Here is an 18,955-nt window from a genome sequence, read left to right as displayed (position 1 = left end):
ACCTCACACCGTGGGAAAAAGGCCAAAAAGGTAAGAAAGTGGCCTAAAGCGGGTCGGCTTTAGACCACTGTCTACTAAATGGGGGGAAGGTCAGGGTGGGAAATTATCCCAGAGCACGCTGAAATAAGTTGATAACCATACGCAGTTAATTTGCGTTTGATAACTGTTCAACCTATTCAGCGAGCTTACGTTAAGGTGTGAAAACGCTGCTCGGAAAAGCTTCACAGCCGAGGAAGCTGCCCAGGTCTTGCACGCCTAATTTGTTGCCGCCAACTGAAATTGAATCTACCAACACCGATTTATTCTTTTCGTCAAAGCCGAAATTATCGCCATCCAGATAGATTGTGCAACCTACAACGGGCGAGTTTTCCGAGATTTTGAGCCTCGCAACTTCTTTGCCCAGATCGACAATTACTTTGCTGGGCAATGTGGCGGAATAGGTGTTTCCGTTTACTCGCACCATAGGTATTTTGCCGGGTCGGCTTGTATCGGTGTCACATGGAATTGTTGGAACGATTATTTTGCCGTCTGCATTTTTCACTGACACTTTGAATTGAAGTGTTCTCGAATACTGCAAAACTCTTTTATCTTTAATTTCAAAAACAGCAGTAATCTGTGTTTTATCGAGATCTTTGACGACGATAGGATTGGTGTCCAGACCTTTAATCAAAAGTCCGACCTGACTCTTTCCTCCTGCACCAGTAGCCAATTCTATGATGAACTTATTGTCTTGATTCTCAAGCGAAATCGAAGGGCTGCCACCTTTTTTGCAAATTGCGCCTCTTAAAACATAGGCATGAGCGGGTTGAACGACTGAAACCAATAAAGCCAAAGCCGCTGCGACTGTTAGGTTCGTTCTGAGTGGTCGCGTCGAATTCATAGACGCCTCCGAGTTAAGTTGATGTGTTGAGAGCCTTTCGCCATTGTCCAGGGGATGGTTCTCACCGCTCAGAAAGTTTATGCAAGCTTCAAGAATGCCACTCTAATGTCGATTAAAAGTTGCTCCTGCTGCTGAGCTATGTCGAATATATGGCACATCTGTAACCTGAAGGTGTTGAAATTTGTACTTTTCTGATTCGGGACCCTGTCTCTATTTTTGCAGTGTTGGTTGATGCCACATGCGGTATCAATGTCCCCAGTACTTCCTTGCCTTGCCGTCCTTCATTACAGGTATGTATCCACCGCGAGGCACTGTCTGCCACCCTGGCGAAGCAGGCCTGTTTTGCCATTGCACCTGTTCCCAGTGCTCTGTAGTTTGATTGGCGGGCATTCCAGATCCAACTTTATTGATATCTGAGGCATTGACATGACCGCTGGGATTAACATTTTTCCAATAGGGTGAGACGTAGTCGCCACGCGGTGCATGGTTGAAATTGGTCGCGGAGTTTGAAGCTGTTCCTCTATTTTCGGGAGGATTGAGCCACTGCGAGGCCGCCGTTTTTGCGAAATTACCAGCCCCGGAGAACAGCCCTTTCTTGGCTTTTTGCGGCGGTAAAGCCGCATCCGGTGTAGCGGGAATACTTGCTTCATCCCTTGGCTTTGCCGCGTAACCTGGCAGCTCATTATTCTGTCCGTGTCCAAAGGTTGAACTATACGTTTGTGAGTTATGCGGTAAATTTGGTGGTTCCGAAGCTGGCATTGCTGCTTGTGTCTGTGGGGAGGCAGAATGGCTCCAGGAGCCGGATAAGCCGCCGTGTAGATACATCTTGCCGCTGATAAACGAAAAAGTGCCCTGGTCGGTTCTGCCAGAGTCAGACTGCAGTTTCCAGTTGCCGTTGGTGCCGGTGATTTTGCCGCTGTCGACAACGGTTCCGTTGACTTTTGACTGATACCGTCCATTTGGCTGAACCGATAGAGATTGATTCGACTCGCCTGAATGCCATTCTCCTACCATCCTGGGTTCGACTTGCGCCAGGGCTGCATGTGAGAAGGCGAAAAGTGTGACCAGGGGTGCCAGTAGTGAATGCTTCGTCATAAACCCCTCTACTTTGGTTCTTGGTTCATCTTACAGGTACAGCTGGCAGCGGACCTGAAATTCTTAATTGATGTCTTAAAGGACAAAAATCGGGCGAAGACTGATTCAAATTGATGCTTTAAAGGTCAAAAAGACCGAGAAAATTGAAAAAAGTGAAAAGAGCGGAATCGAGACATCGTCTTGATCCCGCTCTCTTCGAAACTGATATGCACAACGGCTTGGTCGCGCTTGCGGCTGTTAGTTCAGCGCAGAGAGAAGCGATTCTTCGGCATGGCGAGTCGTTTCGAGATAGGCAGCCCAAGCCTGTTTTCGTGCTTCGCTGCTCTGGTCGAACTGAGACTGGGCGGCGGCTTTCGCCTGGTCGAGCCTGGCATCGATCTTGGCTTTGCGCTTCGCGAACCGCTCATTGATCGTGCGTTTGGCTCGTTCGAGCTTGCGCTTGGCGGCGGCGATGCCTTGCTCCTTCTTCTTCTTCGCCGCAGCCAGAGTCTTGTTCTCACCCTTGTTCGAAGATTCCCTATGGGCAGCCGACACTGCTGCGCTTGTGGCTTTGTGTCGGGCGCCGAGTTCTTGCTGCATCGAAGTGAGCTTTTCCTGCAGCCCGGGCATGTCTGCGGGAATCTCGCTGCGGATGAACGGCAGGGCTTCCTCGAAGGATGTCTTGTCGTTGAGTGCGGCGCGATTGGCCTGGTCGAGAGCGGCAGTGCTGCGGAAGCTCGCCTTGAGCGCCGCTGCGAAGGCCCGCTCCCAGGCTTTGTTGATGGGCTTGACGGTCTCGTCGTAGACGAGCTCGGCTGCCACCATCTGCGCGTGGCGCTTTTGCTCGGATGCTCGCATCTCGCCGTAGTGCGTATCTTCAGCGAGTTGAAGGGCGTCGGTCAGCCTTTGTTTGGCCGCTTGCACTGAGGTGATCTGGGCTTGCAGAGCCCGATCGAGAAGCGTCGCTTGTGTCTGTTTCATGAGTGTTTCAGCCTGTGCTGATTGTCGAGTCAGGCAGCAGGGAGATTTGTTATCTCCCTGCTGCACCAAGAAAAACTAGCTCTTCGTGCTGGTGCGGATGCGCCGAGCCTGCCCGGTTCGTTGAGCGACTCGGATCACCGCTTCGGCCACGGCTTTGTGAGCACGAGGGTCGAAGACGCTGGGGATGATGTAGTCTTCTTCCCGCTCGTCGGCAGTGATGACGGCGGCAAGTGCTCTTGCTGCCTCCATCTTCATCTCGTCGGTGATGTTGGGAACGCGCGCTTCGATGGCACCGGCGAAGATACCAGGGAAAACAAGCGCGTTGTTGATCTGGTTCGGGTAATCCGAACCGCCTGTGGCCATGACGCGCACGTAGGGCTTCGCTTCCAGCGGTGAAACTTCCGGGTCGGGGTTGGCCAGCGCGAAGACTATTGGGTCCCGCCGCATCACCGCGAGGTCTTCAGCCTTAATCACGCCCGCCACCGAGAGCCCGAGGAACATGTCAGCGCCCTTCAGCGCTTCCTGCATCGAACCCGTGAACTGCTTCGGGTTGGAGTGCTCGGCCAGCCACTGCTCCTGGGCAGTCAGTCCTGTCCGACCCTTGTGAATGGCGCCGCCGATGTTGTAGCCGATCAGGTTGCGCACGCCGGCTGCGAGCAAAAGCTTGCAGCAAGCCATTCCCGCAGCACCTACGCCTGAAACGACCACCTTGAGGTTGCGCAGTTGCTTCCTGGTCAGCTTGGCGGCGTTGATGGTGGCAGCCAGAACGACGATGGCGGTGGCGTGCTGATCGTCGTGGAAGACGGGGATATCGAGCTCGTCGCGCAGACGATCCTCGATGATGTAGCAGCCGGGCGAGGCGATGTCTTCCAGGTTGATGGCGCTGAAGCCCGGTGCCACTGCCTTGATCACCTTGATGATCTCTTCCGGGTCGTGAGCGTCGATGACGAGCGGGAAGGCATTGACGCCGCCGAAGCGCTTGAAGAGCACTGCCTTGCCTTCCATGACAGGAAGTCCGGCCAGTGGTCCGATGTCGCCCAGGCTGAGAACACGGGAACCATCGCTGATGACGGCCACCATGTTGCCCTTCATCGTCAACGATGAAGCCTTGCTCGGGTCCGCGGCTATCGCCTTGCAGACACGCGCTACGCCGGGAGTGTAGATCATTGAGAGGTCATCACGGGTCTTGACCTCCCGGCGCGGCACGATGTCGATTTTTCCGCCCAGGTGCATGAGGAAGGTGCGGTCCGAGACATGCTGCACTTCCACATCGGGAAGCGCTGTGAGCAAGCGCACGACCTCCTCACCATGCTCGCTGTTGCGCAGCAGAACGGTGATGTCGCGAGTGACGAATTCGTTGTCTGAGCCGGGTTTGTCGATGCCGTCGGTGTCTCCGCCGGCTGTCGCAATCGTCTCGAGAACTGTGTGCAGGCCAACTCCGCCGCGCCGAATCTTCAGCCGTATGGTGAGGCTGTAGCTGGCGCTGGGAGTGCCTTTGATGGTACTTGGCATATGAGTAGCTCCTTGGGAAGCGTTACAGATGGCTCGGTACCAGATGCGGTATCGAGCGAGAGTAACCCGCACCGGTCACCATCGGTGGTGCAGTGCGAGTCGGAAAAGGTAAGCGAGGACTGTTACTTAGTTAGAAAATTCAAGATAGAAGTTGAAATAAGATTGTGTTTGAACTTAAAGCTTCGGAGTATCAAAAAACAAGCTTAAAGCTACGCCCCTGCTAGCTTGACAATGCCCGGTCGCTATTGACAGCTGTGCGACGTTGCGCGAAATCTTGGCAACGCGAGTTCGCGCACGATTTCGTTTTGGTTTAGATTCGTATGTCTTACAGCTATTGGTCGGCGCGATTGTAGTCGTCAGAGTAGCGCACGATGTCTTCTTCTGGAAAAGCGTCACCAGTCTGCACTTCGATGATCTCGACGGGTTCTTTGCCCTGACAAGAGATGCGATGTTTTACGCCTCTTGGCACATAGATGTGGTCGCCGTAAGTAAAGTCTTTAGTCTCTTCATCGAGGGTGACTGTGGCAACGCCCTTTACCACCACCCAATGCTCGTCGCGGTGCTTGTGACTCTGGAGACTGAGGCGGTGCCCGGGATTGACGAGTAACCGTTTAACTTTCGTGTGCGCCTGGTCGTCGAGGATGAAAAAGGCTCCCCAGGGGCGGTCGGTTCTGTTCTCGTCGTGCACGGTTTTCCTCAATTTTGGTTTATGCGGCAGCTAAATCGTACCATCCAAGTTTGCTGTTAGGGGCGATTTTTGTGGCAGGCGCAGCGATTCACCGGTGATCTTCATAATTTCTTTAGAATATTAATTTTGCGCCAGACAAGCGCTCATTTCGTAATTCCACATTGCCTTTCGGGGATCCATGCCCTACTCTCGGGAATGTTAGTGACACGACTCGCACGGCGCTCGATTCCTACCAGTGACTGATTTCGCAAAAATGCACCAGAACTCTCGAGACAATTCGCCCAAGCAACCGGCAGCAGCCCAGATTGCCGACGCGTTGCCTCATTACCTCAACCTGAGGGTGGTGCGGATTGAAAGCGCTCATCTGCTCAGTGTCAATCCAGTTGCGTCCAAGCAGGCCACTGCGAAGGCCCTTTCTATTCCCGTTGGATCGCTTTCTGCTCAGCCCGACCGGCTGGTCAGCTATGTTTCTGATGTCGAGAATTGGTACGAGCGAAGCGCTGTCGAAGGACCATTTGAAGACTTTGAAGATTTCTACGCGCGCGGTGTCGACAAAATTCCAACTGATGTGCGTCGTTATAGTGTGCAGGGTCATAGCTGCGAGGTTGTCATTCCTGAACGGTATGCTGCCTTGCTCGATGCCGGATCCGGTGAATATAGCAAACGCTTGACTGCAGCCGAGCTGCCCGCGCTTCTCGACGCCATGCCTGACAGTTCCTACTTCAAGAAAGTGTATATCTCTGATCGTCGTAATCCCGAAGATGCCTGGGTCAATCAAACCGGCTTCAGCACTGACTTCCGCGCTGCCATGTCGATGATCGATGCGGAACTGACGACGTACATGACTGAGCGTTCCGGACATCTGCGCCGAGACATTCTGCACGAATGGTCACATCAACTGCGATATGAATACTGGGACACTGAAATCACAGAGCGCTTCAAAAATGCCGTTGATCTCGAATCAGACTGGAAGCCAAATGCCTACGCTGCCAGAAATAATGGCGAGCAATGGGCTGTTCTCGGTGAGCGCATGCTCGGTAACAGCGGCGAGGATTTCCTTGAAGCTGCTAACTTCGCGCCCCTGCGGACTGTGGTCTACATGCGGGCCTTGAAGTTGTGCCTGGAAGGTGTTTCTAGCGACCGTCGCAGTGTGGATCACAGCTACTATCTTGTTCGGCAGCGCTATGTTGACGAGAAAATTCTTCCGCTTGCGGAGAACAAATTGCGCCGATTGATCAGCTACGGCAACGCCGATGAGAAGGTTTGGGCCGCCGACCTCCTGCGTTATTTGCAATTCGAAGGGTTAATTGCAGCGGCTTAACTGGCTATGCTTGCTGCTTGCACTGGTTCTACCAGGCTGTTCGCGTCTGCGCGACTTATCTTCCTTGAGTGCTCCTAAGAGTGGCGAAGTGACAGTTTCGGTTGAACCTCCAAAAACCGAAATCAAATATCTCGATGGCATTTACTGGCCGCAGGGGAAGGCATGCGGGAGGGCATACACATTTTGGTCGTTCATTTGCCGTCCGGAATTTCAGCTCGAATCGGTGCCCAGCGAGAATGCGCCTCATGTCTGGGTTTACAATGTGAAAGCGGTGTCGATACACACTGCTTTGCCGTTGCGCACCTGGTTGCCTTTTGGTGTCAAAGAGAAGTTGCGCGCCCATGAAGCAGCGCACATAAAAATGTGCGAAGAAATCTATAAATCAGCCGGCGAGATCGCTTTGCAGTGCGGCAGAGATTTGATGGGAAGGCATATCAGATCGACGGCGGCTGATGAAAAATCGGCTCTGGAAGACGCCAGAACAGAGGCAATGCGCACACTTGATGCTGCCTACAGGGAGAAGATGGAAACAATGGCCGATCAGGCTGGTGTGGCTTTCGATCGTATTACCAATCACGGTATGAACGAAGTTCCAGAAGAGGTGGCAATGAAGCAGGCTTTCGATGAATGCCGGAAGGCACCGTCTGCGACACCATCTGCTAAGTAGCAGGTTACATGAATCCGTCGCGCCGGAGCTTTTGCAGGGCGTATGATTCTTCCTTGTCGTGTGCTCGCCCGGACCTTTCAGACTGGCTCGTTTGCTTGAGCTCCTCGATGATTTCCTCCACTGTGGCTGCTGTAGATGGGAACGCACCCGTGCAAGGTGCACATCCCAGGCTGCGATAGCGCATCCCCTCGCGGGCGAAGTAGAGCGGAATTACTTCGATCGATTGACTGGCTATGTATTCCCATATCGATAATTCCGTCCACTGCAAAAGTGGGTGGATTCTTACATGCACATCTTTGGGCACATGCAGGTTGTAGTAGTTCCAGATCTCCGCCGGCTGGTCTTTGTAGTTCCAGCTGCCTGCTGTCGATCTCGGTGAAACAACCCGTTCCTTTCCGCGTGAGCCTTCTTCGTCCCTCCTGATGCCGACCATGAGCGCCTGGATGTTGTGTTCTCTGATCGTCTGTTGCAGTGCCACCGTTTTCAGTGCATTGCAGCACACCAGTCTGCCCATTTGCGGACCCATGCCTTCGCTCAGAGCTTGCTTGTTTTGACCAACGATGAGCCGAAGTCCATGTCGTTTAACGTAATCATCGCGCCAGGTGATCATCTCTTCCGGTTCGTAGCTCTCATCTATGTGCACCAGGGGAATGGGACAGTGTCCCATGAATGCTTTTTTCACCAGGTGCAAGAGTACGGTGGAATCTTTCCCCATCGACCAGAGAAGCGCCAGATCTTTCGTTTTTGCGTATGCTTCGCGAATGATGTAAACGCTTTCGTCTTCTAACTCTTTGAGATGTCGATTCACCTTCTTGATGCTCCTTAATCGTTTATTTTGCCTGCTCTTACTCGTTTTTCGAAGATCAGGGATTGCAGAACAGGCAATGCATAGACTGCTCTTCAATCACTCCATCTCTGCGTTTTTCCGATTTTGTGTAATGACATTTTTGGCAGGTAGAAACCTCATATGCATGCGATTCAGTTGGCTGTCCGCATTCCTGGCAAGGCAGCGCACCGGCCACTCCGGTCGCACCGAAGCCGGGGCAGGCACATTCCGGGCAGGTCGAGCGGAGCCGCCTGGCCAGTTTTACGCCTAGCTGCCTGATTACGCGCATGCGTGTTGGATTCATATGTGCGCGCATGTCCGTTTCCAGACGAACCAGACCGTCTGCTGAATTGCGCGCGCTGGCGCGAACAGCGGCCATGAGCGCTTCTCTGGTCTGCAGTCCCTTTTGTATGTGTTTGAAAGCGCTTTTTTTGAAGAATCTCCCCAGGAGTTTTTCAATCGGATTTGCGTTGTACTGATTCGGTCGTGCTATCAAGGCGTGCGATGGAAACTGTGTCTGGAGAAGGAATGATTCAGCCTCATGGATTGACCCCACCGTCATCTGGGCGAAGTTGGTTTTAGTAGTGACAATACTTTCGCTGATTTCAATGCCCAGCTCATCATCTACAAACACGACCACTTCCTCGTTGGCGATCACGAAAGGCACGCTGATATGCGAACCGAAGCTGCCTTCGCTGGCCAGTCCGCAGGGCATTTTGGCTTTGCGCATACCGAGGCGTGCTTTCTCTCGTGCAGTCAGAAGTGGTGTTTTCTTTCTTTCGATTTCACCTAAGAAGGTGCCGAAAATGTCCGTATCGATTTCGATTGTTTTGACGGCAGCCCCGAGTCCCGCTGAAAGCGGGAGTGCCAGGGCGTCCGCCTTTTTATGCTTCGTTGCGAGGGCAATACTCTTGCCTGCGTAACGGCATTGCTGTTTGATCGATTGTGAAACCGACATTGCCCGCTCCATTACCGGTGTCAGTCAAACCTTCGGTTTGAGATGTGTAGTGGATTTTGTTCCACTTGCCGCTGTCTTCTGCTTCGTAGAAGGTTGCGCTTTCCGGGTCGAGCCCAACCAGCCTGATCCACCGATTGACGACGAGTTTCCGCACCTCGGGATGCTTGTCCAGAACTTCGTCTATCGCAGTCAGCGGCGCTCTGATCACTGCCAACAAACGCATCGGTTCATGGACGCGTGCTTCTGCAGTCATCAATGATTGCAGCGGCAGCCCCATTCTCAGGTCGCCTTGTCCACCTTGCATGACTCCGAAATCGCCGACTACGTTGTGGACGACCTTGCTGCCGCTGCCGAATTTATCGTTGTCTACAGTTGACAGGTAATACTGCATATTGATCCACTGCGCCACTACAAGTGGTGCGGTCATGATCAGCTCCAGCACCTTGCCCTGCTCATCTTGTTTGTAGTCATACGAATGCAAGAAGACCCGACCATCCAGATCGCTTTCCTGTGACAGGTTGCGCGGTGCGGCTATGAAAGCAGCGTTGCCGGCCAGTCCCCATTCTGGAGCAATCTGGGCCCAATCGCAGGCTCGATTAAGAGGGTCGTTGAAAGGTTTCATGCTGCTTGCAGGCAGTGATTTCGCACGCGCCTTGCGCAGTGAGTCACCCGCTATCACCAGGTCTTCTTTCAGCCTCGAAAGTATGTTTTCTTGATCGTCCGACAGTGTTACGACATCGTAGAACGTGAATTGATCTGTGGTTGTATCGTGTTCGGCTGCTATGAATACGGTGGACGAAGGAATGTGAATGCGCTTGCTGAGCAAACCCGCCCGCACTTCTCTGTCATTGAGGATTTTGGCTGCCAGCCTGGCGCTGAAGCTTCCTCCGTTGCCGCCACAGGCGCCACAATCTAGTGCAGAGGCGAAGGGATTGTTGGCGGATGTGCTGCGGTGCCCGCACAAAACCACGACTTTACTCATATGGCTCAAGCCGATACCGCGAATCGCGCCTTCAGCCAGTGCGATTTTGTCTGAAAGCGAGAAAGATGAGAGGTCGAGGCTGCTTTCGACATGTCCTGCAATCTTACTTTCGATGAATTGCTGAAGCTTGTTGGCTCGCACCGGCATGAAAGTTCTCGCCATCAGAGGCAAGGCTGAGCACAGCCCGGCCAGCTCCACCAGTCCGAACGCACCGGCGAGGTTGCACTTGAGCTGTTTCTTCAGTTGCAGCGCAGAGACTTTCAGGGCTTGCCAGTTGATTTTTTTAGTGGCGTTTCTATCGTTGCTCGTTTCGTCTACTGCTTTGTTGGGCTTGAGCAGCACCGGGCACAGGTCCACCGAGAGGGCGCTGCCCAGCTCAGTCAGGCGCATCGCCATTCCGAAGAAGCCAGCGAAGCCATAAGTGGAGTATGGACCGATTTCCTCGAGGCGACGACGTATCGGCTCAGATCTGACATCGATGCAGAAAACAAGCTGGCAGCAAGCATTATCTACTGTCGGCTTTGCTTCTGCGTTTAGCGATGCGAGAAGTCTGTTGCGGTAATTGAGTTCGTAGGCTTCTTGCCAGACTGCACTGTAGTCGGGCTGGTCATCTGAGCCGATACTCTGGGTCTGTCTTGTCGCCGTTTCGAGGATTAGGCGCACCTGGGCTAGATCCGTGCTTTTGTAGCGGCGAGAAGCATTTTTTTCAGCCAGCATTTTTTCGTAATGCAATCTGATCGCAAGATAGTCCGTCAGTATGTTGGCTTCGCCATTGTCTGTCTGGCGCCACTTCAGGTGGCTGGCGTAGCCCGGCATCTGGGCGAAGTGCCGACGCAGGTAAGGCGTGATATTCTCTGCCTGTACATCGAGCTCGTCTAACAGTTCAGCAAGAGCATCTTGCGAGTTCTCCGCCAGCGCTTTGACCGAACGTGACCAGTTCTTGATGCCGTGGCAACTCATTGAATGATCGTGTGGTGCCAGCGCTTTCCAGAAACTGTAGAGACTTTCTTCCTGTTTGTTTTTGACTTTCCACTGAGCCTGGGTACCGTCCAGATAAGCAGCGCACCACTTCATCATTTGTTTGTTGATGACTTCGACCAGTTGAGAGGAGCTGTTCCTGTCGAAAAGTTCTGCCATCGTCAATGTGACTGGTGTGTTATTGGGTCTGATTTCAGAGAGCGCTTTGTTCTTCTGGAAAGCTTCCTCCAGATCGGCAGGCGCTATCCGTCCCGATTCATACATAGCCCGGTATTCGGCCAGTTCGAGGAAACCCTTGCTACCAAACAGAGTCGCTGACTTCCGCATGGCCTCAGGGAAGGGGATTTCTTCCCATCCTTTCAGGGCATTACAGGCTATGAAATTGCTGATCGGATAGAGTGAGTTTAGGCAGTCGCTTGCCTGCATGATCGCATCATGGAGAGTAGTAGCCGCAAGGGCTGTGGTGCTGTTCATGTGGTCCTCCTGATTGATGTCAGAGTCTTTGAGCGTGATGCGATGTCATCGATGTAAAAGCCGTTCAAGCTGTGTACGTATAGTGCTTTGCTCCATTCGCTGTTCTTCGCCAGTTGCAAGATCGTTGCCAGACTGGCGAACACAAGCAGGAACGTTGGCAGCAGCCAACTTTGGCCGTATCCGGGAGTGTGGCTGAGCCTCTGTTCGAAACCGGTGCACAAGAGCGCGGCACCCGTCACCACTGCCATAACCGTCACCCAGAACGTGACAAGCGAAGTCGGTGTTATGCGGTGCATGGACGGCACCGCTGTCAGCAGTGCACTGGCGGCGATCACTGTCGAGACCCAGGTGGCACAATGGTTCATGTTCAGTTCGTAGATTGCTATGCAGGCAGCCACAGCGACTGTCACCACAACCAGCTTTCGGACTGTTCCGTCCTTCGCGCCCGGAAGCTCACTGGTGCTCCAGCCGAACTTCCTTTTGTTGACGCCTTCGGCTACTGCATTGCCCGATTGCAAGAACATGTGACATTTGAAGAGTCCGTGTGCCACCATGTGGAACAGTGCCGCACCGAGCGCTCCTGAAGCGCATTGTAGCGCCATGAAACCCATCTGTCCGACGGTCGAGTAGACCAGTTTGCGCTTCACATCAGGCTGTGCTGACATGCTGAGAGTACCTGCGATCGCTGACAGTGCTGCGATGGTTCCCCAGGCGGTGAGCACCGCCGGCTCAGTCTGGAGAACAGGCATGAGCCGCCAGGCCATGATTGCCGACACGTTCACCACCCCTGCGTGGAGCAACCCTGACAAGGGAGTAGGTGCATCGAGCGTGGCTAGCAGCCAGCGGTGAAAAGGAAACAGCGCCGACTTGATACTGAATGCCAGCACGAGCAACGAACAGGCACACGTTCCGTAGGTCACTGGCAGTGCAACTCCGCCAGCCTCCACGTGACTGTTCAGACCGGCAGTCACAGAAGATAACTGACTGAACTGTGACGTCCCTACCGCACCGTACAGAAGCATGGCTGAAGCGATCATGCATACGTCGCTGAGCAGGTGATGTCTGAGAACGACCTGAGCTGATGCACGTTCAGGGGCGTGCAGTCGTACTGCGGTGTACAGCCCGACAGAGAGCAAGCACCAGAACACACAGGCTACCGCCATGCTGTCGGTGCAGGTGAGCCAGGCCGCGCATGAGGAGAGAAAGGTGACGAGGTAAAGGAAGGTGAGGCGATATTTTTCACCCCCCAGGTATCTCTCGCTGAACGACAGGACGACTGTAGTGATGAAAGTCATGCCTGTGATCAGGCACGCTGATGCGAAGTCGAGCCTCAGAGAGAAGGTGCCAGACCCGAGCCGGTGCGCGTCTGCGTCCATTCCCGATAGACCGACCAGTACCGCGCTAGCGGCATTGAACAGAGCGGCCATCTGTCCAAATACCAGGCATGGTACTTTCCATTTTTCTGTGGCGAGTTGAGCGGCAGCCATCGCCAGTAGTGGCAATACTAGAGCTGCCAGTTCTGCTGCCAGGAAATATTCTGTTTTCATGATCTCCTCAGGGTCTTGTGTGTCTCGCTTCAAGGATTGCTCATCGAGCCGGCACGTCATTTATGGTTTCGAGTTCGAACAGAGTTTCCAGTTCGGCTGTGCTGATTCCCAGTGCTCGTGCCGCTTCAACGGCACACCAGAAGTCTGCGCGTGACGCCGTGATGCCCAGCTCGCTCAGCGCATCATTTAGTGTTGCTATAGAGTGTTCGGGTATCCGGTGGGCGATACTGGCTTCACCACGGGAGAATCTCTTGCTGGCAAATCCCGTCAGCACCTCGTCTGTACGTCTTTGAACCGCCTGGCTCTGATCGAAAATTACGGCTGCCAGTCTTTGTTTTGGCTCGCTGCGTAATGTTTCGAGTAACTCGCAGTACATGTTCGCTTTAAGAAAGTCTCGTTCCGGTGAGGGAATCGGATGCCGTATCGAAGTCAACACCGCCAGGTCTGGTTGCAGGATTTTGCCGATACGAGCAATATCGCCGCGCTCGACGCTGCCTGCCTCGAATATCAGCAGTTGAGTGTCAACAGGCATGGTAAGCACTTCTCTGGCGCATCCAGCCCAGTTAAGATCTCGCATGAAAGCTAAATGTGTCTTGTAGCGTTCTCTGACGAGCTGGTTGAGCAGTAGCATGGTGGCACGACGTCCGCTTGTGCCCGTAACGCCCACGACGGCCGGGCGGACTAGATGTAGCCAGTCCCGCACCAACTCGAGAAGTGCGGCTCTGGTATCAGGTACTGAGATAATCGGGCAGTTGCCCGTGCCCATGATGGCTCGGTTTTGCTCGACGATCAGTCCGCGCGCACCCCTTTCCAGGGCGATTCTTAAGTGATTATGCGGATCGTAGAAGTCTGTAGGTAAGGCGATAAACCAATCTCCACGGTTTACATCTTCGAGTTCGCAGGCAATCCGCCCAGCCTGGCCGTTGATGGAGCCTGATTCCAGAACGCTGTGTGTCGTGGCGGAGAGAATTTCTTCGGCGTTGAAAGATGCAGACATGGTTCACCTCGAAATATTTGCAAGTATTTGAATATTTGGAACTCTCGATATATGCAAGTATAACTGATCGGAATGGTCTGTCAATTGCCGTTTGACTTCTTCAAATTCCTACAAACTGCCCGTAGTTGCGGCTTTTGCGATACAACACATTCTTTGCGAGTTTTTGCTTGTCTTAATATTCAGATATCTGCATATGTCTGAGCACAAAAAACATCTCATCAGGTGGAACTTCCAAAATGGAGCTTCCTGCGGCAGAAGTCTCGGTTTACTCATGATCACTATAAGAGGTTTCAGGCTCCGCGCTTCTTGCGTTTCGGTGCCGGTTTCTCATCGCCCCAGACAGATTTTGCGTTTTGAATTGCTGACATCATCTGTTCAATTTCAGAAGCGTCAGGCGAAATGAAACCGACGCCGTCCATGATCCAGTTAGCCAACTCCGGCTTGCGCAGGTGATAGAAAACATTTCTTCCCTGTCTCATCTCGATGACAAGGTGGTGGCTGCGCAGCACTGCCAGTTGCTGTGAGACTGCTGAGTGCGTAATACCTAACATGTCTCGGAGTGTGCTGACGGCAAGGTCTTCCCGCTTTAGCTCTTCGATAATTCGGATGCGAATCGGATGAGATAGTACGCCGAAAAGTTTTGCTAGTTCTGCACTTACGACTGCTCTGTAGGGCATAGTCGACTCCATTCTTTCATTTGTGCAAACTTTAGCATGTTTAGATATTCAATGATCCGTGTTTAATACTATCCAGTATAGCAAGCAAGGGCAAAAAAACCTGAAGGTGTGCTTGCGCACGTTCCTCCAGGTTTCTTAGCCATCCGGTGCTCTGGGTTGGAGGCGCTCCGATTTCAGGGCACGTCTGAGGTGCACGCTATTTCGGAGCGTCTCTGCTTGGACGATCAGCATCAGTTCCTCAATTCTGCGTCGAGGGAAGGGTGATGCCGCTCAAGTCGAGGTTGCCTTCGAACTTGGCGAACGTCGGCTGGTAGATGGTGTCGATCCAGCCGTTCTCGAGCGCCTTCTGCGGCGAGATGATGTGGTCGCGACCATCATCGATCAGAGTCAGCGTCTCCTGCAGCACCTTCTCCGGGTCAGCGGAACGGGAGCAGAGGATGGTGGTGAACTCGCGCTGATTGCGGTCCATGTCCTGCTTCGCCTCGTCCAACTCACGTTGGCTCTTGGCACCGGAGAGGCTCCAGCGAACGCAGTGGTACATCATCGCCGTGTGCGGCAGAGCGACACGCACGTCGGCGCATTGGACGAACCACAGAGCACAGCTCTTCGCCTCCAGGATGATGAAGGTGAAGTGCATGTTGAGGAGCGACCGCAAAAGGAGCATGCGGTTGTAGGATTCGCGGCAGTCGTCGACGCCACCACCGGTGCTGGTGAAGATGACGGTGACGCGAGCGCCCGGGTTTTGTCTGGCGAACTGCTCCAGCACTGCGACCTTGCTCTGCGAGCCGGTCATGCCGGAGTTCCAGACGAACACGTGCTTGCCGTTGATGAATTCGACCCGCGGCGTGTCGTCGACGGCGCCGGCCGAGTTGTTGTCTTGCAGTTGAACTGCCTGGTTGGAGGTTTGGTCTTGCATGGTGATTTACTTCTTTCTCAAGAGTTTGAAAACGAACCGAAGTCCTTCGTAAAACACCTGTCGGGGCTGAAGAAGCGAAGAGCTAAGCTCTGCATCTTTCCAGCTGGCAGTTGTGTTCTAGGTCTTGCGAGCACGCGCCGCCGAGAGCGACACGGTTCCGTTGTTGCGTTGAGCCTGTTCGAAAACGAGGCGGAGGTTCATAAGCTCTCCTCTGGTTTGGAGGTGCGAAAAACCTGCCGACATGCCACTGTGCAACACCGGAGGTGCAGCAAAATTGGCGATGAAAGCAGCTGAAGGTTGCGGGGGAGTTGGTTGACCGGTATAAAAAAGAAAAAGTGATACCAAAGTGATATCAAAAGAGCTCTTAACTTATTTAGAAAACTTTTGTTAACGATTCCGCTTGGCAGCGCTGGTCCGTTCTCTTTGAATGCGGGTGGCTGCCTCAACCTGTCAGTATTTTGATTGATCGCCTGCCCGGCGGCGGCCTGACTTAGCGCGAGGTGACACAATAAGTACGTAATTGGCGAGGGTTAGATGAGCTTTGTTCTTGTCATTGGCGCAGGTGTCGCAGGCCTGGCTGCTGCTAGAGAATTGACTGGCGCTGGTAGAAAAGTGCTTCTTCTCGAGGCAAGAGATCGCGTGGGTGGGAGAATTCTCTCGCATCATGACGCCAATGTGGCTCTGCCTATCGAGCTAGGAGCGGAATTTGTGCATGGTATGCCACCGGCGGTCATGCAGCTTCTGGATCGGCACCAGATATTGCCCGTGGAAGTACCCGACGAACAGCTATATCTAGACTCAAGCCGCGCTTTGATCGATACAGAGAGATTCAATCAGATGCTCGAGAACGTGCTCGAGGCAATGCCTGGTCCTGAAGCAGCTGCAGATCAGTGCTTTGCTCGATGGCTGAAAAACACGCAATTCTCCAGTCAAGCCAGGCGCATTGCAACTGCTTACGTGGAGGGATTCAATGCCGCAGACGGTGAAAAAATCGGCGTTCACGCTCTGGTCGGAAGCGCGCAGGCTGCTGCTAAGATTCAGGGCAATAGACAGTTTCGCCTGACTCAGCCCTATCGCTTGCTCGCTCAGGCTCTGCTCAATGAGTGCGATCAGGAACTGCTGGAGCTACAGTTGAATGCTGTGGTTAGTGAGATTACATGGTCGCCTGGAAAAGTGCTTTGCAGGCTTTCAGAGGGCGCTCTCATTGAGTGTGAGCAGGTGCTTATCACCTTGCCTCTGGCGGTACTTCAAAATGACGCAGTCAAGTTCTCTCCGCCTCTAAACGAAAAGCACGGTTGCCTGGCAAAACTGGCTATGGGGCACACGCAGCGGCTTGTCGTCGTTTGCCGGAGTTTATTCTGGGAGTCTGTCTCGATTGACGGTAAGAGTCTCAAGCAGCTCAACTTCATCGATGACGACGAGGGACCGTTTCGCACCTGGTGGACTCCATATCCGATTCGGGCGCCGATTATCGTTGGCTGGAATTCGGGTCCCGATGTCATTAAATCTGCTTCGCAGGCCGAACTGTCTGAAATTGCTCTGCATCGGCTGGCGGCTATCTTCGGCATGTCGTTAGATGACGTGAAAGAGCAGGTGATCGCCGTCCACTATCATGATTGGTCCGCCGATCCTTTCTCTCGGGGCGCTTACTCTTACAGCCTCGCTGGTGGTGCGGACGCACCCAGGCAGCTCGCTTCGCCAGTTGAGAAAACGCTTTACTTTGCTGGAGAGGCGACCGACTTTGAAGGCAATTCCGGATATGTCCACGGAGCCATTGCATCTGGTATCAGGGCGGCTCAGGAGATTCTTCAGTCCTGAGTGCATATATACTTTCTGGTGGGCATAAAACCTGTACTGGTTTGAAAGAGGGGTCTATGGCAGAAGGTCGTTCAGTGTTGTTCGAGGCATTCAAGAAAGGCACTAAGGTGCCGCGAGCAGCGCTTCTCGAAGTTTTTCGCGACAGCGGTATCCAGGATGACGACGCTCGTTACCGACCTCTTTTGAAGCGCCTGCTCGCCGGTCCGGAGGATCTTTCTGAAGATGACTTTCAGGCTCTGCAAGAGCTTTCGCCGGCTCTGTTCGAGCAGGTCTTGTCAGGACAGTTGGCGATTCCGCAGTTTAACGACTTCTGCCGCGATCTGGAGGACATATTCGATAAAGTCAGTCAGGAAAAGGGTGGCAAGCTGGCCGATTACATTCCACAACTGCAACGAGTCGACCCAGAAAAGTATGCCGTTGCAGTCTGCTCGATCGACGGACAGAGAGCCTCTTTCGGCGATGCCGATGAGTCGTTCTGCGTGCAGTCATGCTCCAAGCCGATTACTTATTGCCTGGCTCTTGAAGAGCATGGCGAAGAAGAGGTGCATCGATATGTCGGCGCTGAGCCTAGCGGCAAAACGTTCAACGAGCTGACGCTTAACGCCAAAGGCTTGCCTCATAATCCCATGATCAATGCCGGTGCCATCATGTGTGGTGCTTTAATCAAAGCCGGAAGCGAGTCTGCCGATCGATTCGATTACGTGATCGGCAAATGGCGAGAGTTTGCCGGGGGAATGAAAATCGGTTTTGACAATGCCGTTTACCTCTCCGAGCGTCAAACTGCAGATCGCAACTTCGCGCTCGGTTACTTTATGCGTGAGAAAAAGGCATTCCCTCCGGAGTCAAACTTGCTCGATTGTCTGGATTTTTATTTCCAGTGTTGCTCGATTGAAGCGAGCACAAGAGCGCTCTCCGTCATTGCCGCAACACTGGCAAATGGCGGCAACTGCCCGCTCACCGGCGTGCAGGTGATTCGCGCAGACCATGTCAAACACTGTCTTTCACTGATGTCTTCCTGTGGAATGTACGATTTTTCCGGGCAATTTGCCTTTCAGGTAGGAATTCCAGCCAAAAGCGGTGTTTCTGGCGCGATACTGTTGGTGGTGCCAAATGTGGCCGGCTTTGCCGTCTGGTCGCCACGCCTGGATGAACTCGGCAACAGTGTTCGCGGCGTCGAGTTTTGTCGTCGGCTTGTTTCCCGTTTCAAGTTTCACACCTTCGACAGTATGGTCGGGCTTACCGATGATCGTGTCGACCCGCGGAAGAATTTGTACGCCTCTCGATTTGGCGGTATAACGGCGCTGTGCTGGGCTGCATACGGAGACGATGTGGCTGAAATGCGCCGCCTCGTCGCCCTCGGTGTAGACCCTGAGTCTCATGACTACGACCGGCGGACGGCGCTTCACATCGCCGCCAGTGAAGGGAAGTTGAAAGCTCTGCGTTATCTTCTTGCGCTGGGAGTGAATATCAATCCGGTCGACCGCTGGGGCAAGACACCTCTCGATGACGCTGAAACGCAGGCGCATCAGGGGGCTGTTTCCATGCTTTCAGAGCACGGCGGCAAGCGCCAGTCCGGTCTGACAAAGAAAATCTAGGAGACTTTAGAAAATTCGGTTTCCAAGGTCGCCTTTTCCGGTTGGCATTTGGCTTATCATCATG

16 protein-coding genes are annotated in these 18,955 nt (G+C 53.4%); 4 read left to right on the top strand and 12 right to left on the bottom strand.

Features of this window, described 5'->3' with window-relative positions; genetic code table 11:
- Window positions 1–190 precede the first annotated feature (190 nt).
- From EKK48_13455 to EKK48_13435, 5 genes are all read right to left on the bottom strand, one after another.
- On the bottom strand, window positions 191–880 hold the full coding sequence (locus tag EKK48_13455; protein ID RTL41918.1) for a hypothetical protein: 690 nt from the start codon (window positions 878–880) through the stop codon (window positions 191–193).
- Window positions 881–1,126: 246 nt separating this feature from the next.
- Complete coding sequence (locus EKK48_13450) at window positions 1,127–1,975, bottom strand: hypothetical protein (protein ID RTL41917.1); 849 nt, start codon at window positions 1,973–1,975, stop codon at window positions 1,127–1,129.
- Window positions 1,976–2,212: 237 nt separating this feature from the next.
- The gene (locus EKK48_13445; protein ID RTL41916.1) at window positions 2,213–2,935 is read right to left on the bottom strand and encodes a hypothetical protein; all 723 of its coding nucleotides are present in this window, start codon (window positions 2,933–2,935) and stop codon (window positions 2,213–2,215) included.
- Window positions 2,936–3,010: 75 nt separating this feature from the next.
- Entirely contained in the window at window positions 3,011–4,435 is a 1,425-nt protein-coding gene (locus tag EKK48_13440; protein ID RTL41923.1) for an NAD-dependent malic enzyme, read from the bottom strand.
- A gap of 343 nt (window positions 4,436–4,778) precedes the next feature.
- A complete protein-coding gene (locus EKK48_13435) occupies window positions 4,779–5,135 on the bottom strand; it encodes a cupin domain-containing protein (protein RTL41915.1) in 357 nt (118 codons plus the stop codon).
- Between the two features lie 235 nt (window positions 5,136–5,370).
- On the opposite strand from EKK48_13435, the gene EKK48_13430 reads away from it, so the two are divergent.
- Both EKK48_13430 and EKK48_13425 read left to right on the top strand, forming a co-directional pair.
- Entirely contained in the window at window positions 5,371–6,456 is a 1,086-nt protein-coding gene (locus EKK48_13430) for a hypothetical protein (protein RTL41914.1), read from the top strand.
- 88 nt (window positions 6,457–6,544) lie between these two features.
- Window positions 6,545–7,123, top strand: a complete 579-nt coding sequence (locus EKK48_13425) for a hypothetical protein (protein RTL41913.1) — start codon at window positions 6,545–6,547, stop codon at window positions 7,121–7,123.
- Window positions 7,124–7,127: 4 nt separating this feature from the next.
- On the opposite strand, the gene cysD is transcribed toward EKK48_13425, so the two are convergent.
- The 7 genes from cysD to EKK48_13390 form a co-directional block, all read right to left on the bottom strand.
- A complete protein-coding gene (gene cysD, locus EKK48_13420) occupies window positions 7,128–7,931 on the bottom strand; it encodes a sulfate adenylyltransferase subunit CysD (protein ID RTL41912.1) in 804 nt (267 codons plus the stop codon).
- A 55-nt stretch (window positions 7,932–7,986) separates the two neighbouring features.
- Complete coding sequence (locus EKK48_13415) at window positions 7,987–8,907, bottom strand: hypothetical protein (GenBank protein RTL41911.1); 921 nt, start codon at window positions 8,905–8,907, stop codon at window positions 7,987–7,989.
- On the bottom strand, window positions 8,834–11,341 hold the full coding sequence (locus EKK48_13410; protein RTL41910.1) for a DUF2309 domain-containing protein: 2,508 nt from the start codon (window positions 11,339–11,341) through the stop codon (window positions 8,834–8,836). The genes EKK48_13415 and EKK48_13410 overlap by 74 nt, the downstream gene beginning before the upstream one ends.
- Window positions 11,338–12,948 (bottom strand): hypothetical protein, encoded by a 1,611-nt coding sequence (locus EKK48_13405; GenBank protein RTL41909.1) that lies wholly within the window; start codon window positions 12,946–12,948, stop codon window positions 11,338–11,340. Before EKK48_13405 ends, EKK48_13410 begins: the two co-directional genes overlap by 4 nt.
- The gene (locus tag EKK48_13400; GenBank protein RTL41908.1) at window positions 12,929–13,885 is read right to left on the bottom strand and encodes a hypothetical protein; all 957 of its coding nucleotides are present in this window, start codon (window positions 13,883–13,885) and stop codon (window positions 12,929–12,931) included. Before EKK48_13400 ends, EKK48_13405 begins: the two co-directional genes overlap by 20 nt.
- Before the next feature lie 290 nt (window positions 13,886–14,175).
- Window positions 14,176–14,562, bottom strand: a complete 387-nt coding sequence (locus EKK48_13395; GenBank protein ID RTL41907.1) for an ArsR family transcriptional regulator — start codon at window positions 14,560–14,562, stop codon at window positions 14,176–14,178.
- Between the two features lie 238 nt (window positions 14,563–14,800).
- A complete protein-coding gene (locus EKK48_13390; GenBank protein ID RTL41906.1) occupies window positions 14,801–15,478 on the bottom strand; it encodes a hypothetical protein in 678 nt (225 codons plus the stop codon).
- Window positions 15,479–16,012: 534 nt separating this feature from the next.
- On the opposite strand from EKK48_13390, the gene EKK48_13385 reads away from it, so the two are divergent.
- Both EKK48_13385 and glsA read left to right on the top strand, forming a co-directional pair.
- Window positions 16,013–17,296, top strand: a complete 1,284-nt coding sequence (locus EKK48_13385) for an FAD-dependent oxidoreductase (GenBank protein RTL41905.1) — start codon at window positions 16,013–16,015, stop codon at window positions 17,294–17,296.
- A gap of 56 nt (window positions 17,297–17,352) precedes the next feature.
- A complete protein-coding gene (gene glsA, locus EKK48_13380; protein RTL41904.1) occupies window positions 17,353–18,891 on the top strand; it encodes a glutaminase A in 1,539 nt (512 codons plus the stop codon).
- Window positions 18,892–18,955 lie beyond the last annotated feature (64 nt).

The sequence above is a fragment of the Candidatus Melainabacteria bacterium genome, assembly GCA_003963305.1.
Lineage (GTDB): Bacteria > Cyanobacteriota > Vampirovibrionia > Obscuribacterales > Obscuribacteraceae > PALSA-1081.
Note: the sequence above shows the minus strand (reverse complement) of the source record. Positions and strands in the feature narration are given on the sequence as shown.

Bases quoted from the DNA above. Each gene is read 5' to 3' on its own strand.
- EKK48_13455 (RTL41918.1), bottom strand. From the start codon at position 880: ATGAATTCGACGCGACCACTCAGAACGAACCTAACAGTCGCAGCGGCT.
- EKK48_13450 (RTL41917.1), bottom strand. From the start codon at position 1,975: ATGACGAAGCATTCACTACTGGCACCCCTGGTCACACTTTTCGCCTTC.
- EKK48_13445 (RTL41916.1), bottom strand. From the start codon at position 2,935: ATGAAACAGACACAAGCGACGCTTCTCGATCGGGCTCTGCAAGCCCAG.
- EKK48_13415 (RTL41911.1), bottom strand. From the start codon at position 8,907: ATGTCGGTTTCACAATCGATCAAACAGCAATGCCGTTACGCAGGCAAG.
- EKK48_13410 (RTL41910.1), bottom strand. From the start codon at position 11,341: ATGAACAGCACCACAGCCCTTGCGGCTACTACTCTCCATGATGCGATC.
- EKK48_13405 (RTL41909.1), bottom strand. From the start codon at position 12,948: ATGACGTGCCGGCTCGATGAGCAATCCTTGAAGCGAGACACACAAGAC.
- EKK48_13400 (RTL41908.1), bottom strand. From the start codon at position 13,885: ATGTCTGCATCTTTCAACGCCGAAGAAATTCTCTCCGCCACGACACAC.
- EKK48_13395 (RTL41907.1), bottom strand. From the start codon at position 14,562: ATGCCCTACAGAGCAGTCGTAAGTGCAGAACTAGCAAAACTTTTCGGC.
- EKK48_13390 (RTL41906.1), bottom strand. From the start codon at position 15,478: ATGCAAGACCAAACCTCCAACCAGGCAGTTCAACTGCAAGACAACAAC.
- EKK48_13385 (RTL41905.1), top strand. From the start codon at position 16,013: ATGAGCTTTGTTCTTGTCATTGGCGCAGGTGTCGCAGGCCTGGCTGCT.
- glsA (RTL41904.1), top strand. From the start codon at position 17,353: ATGGCAGAAGGTCGTTCAGTGTTGTTCGAGGCATTCAAGAAAGGCACT.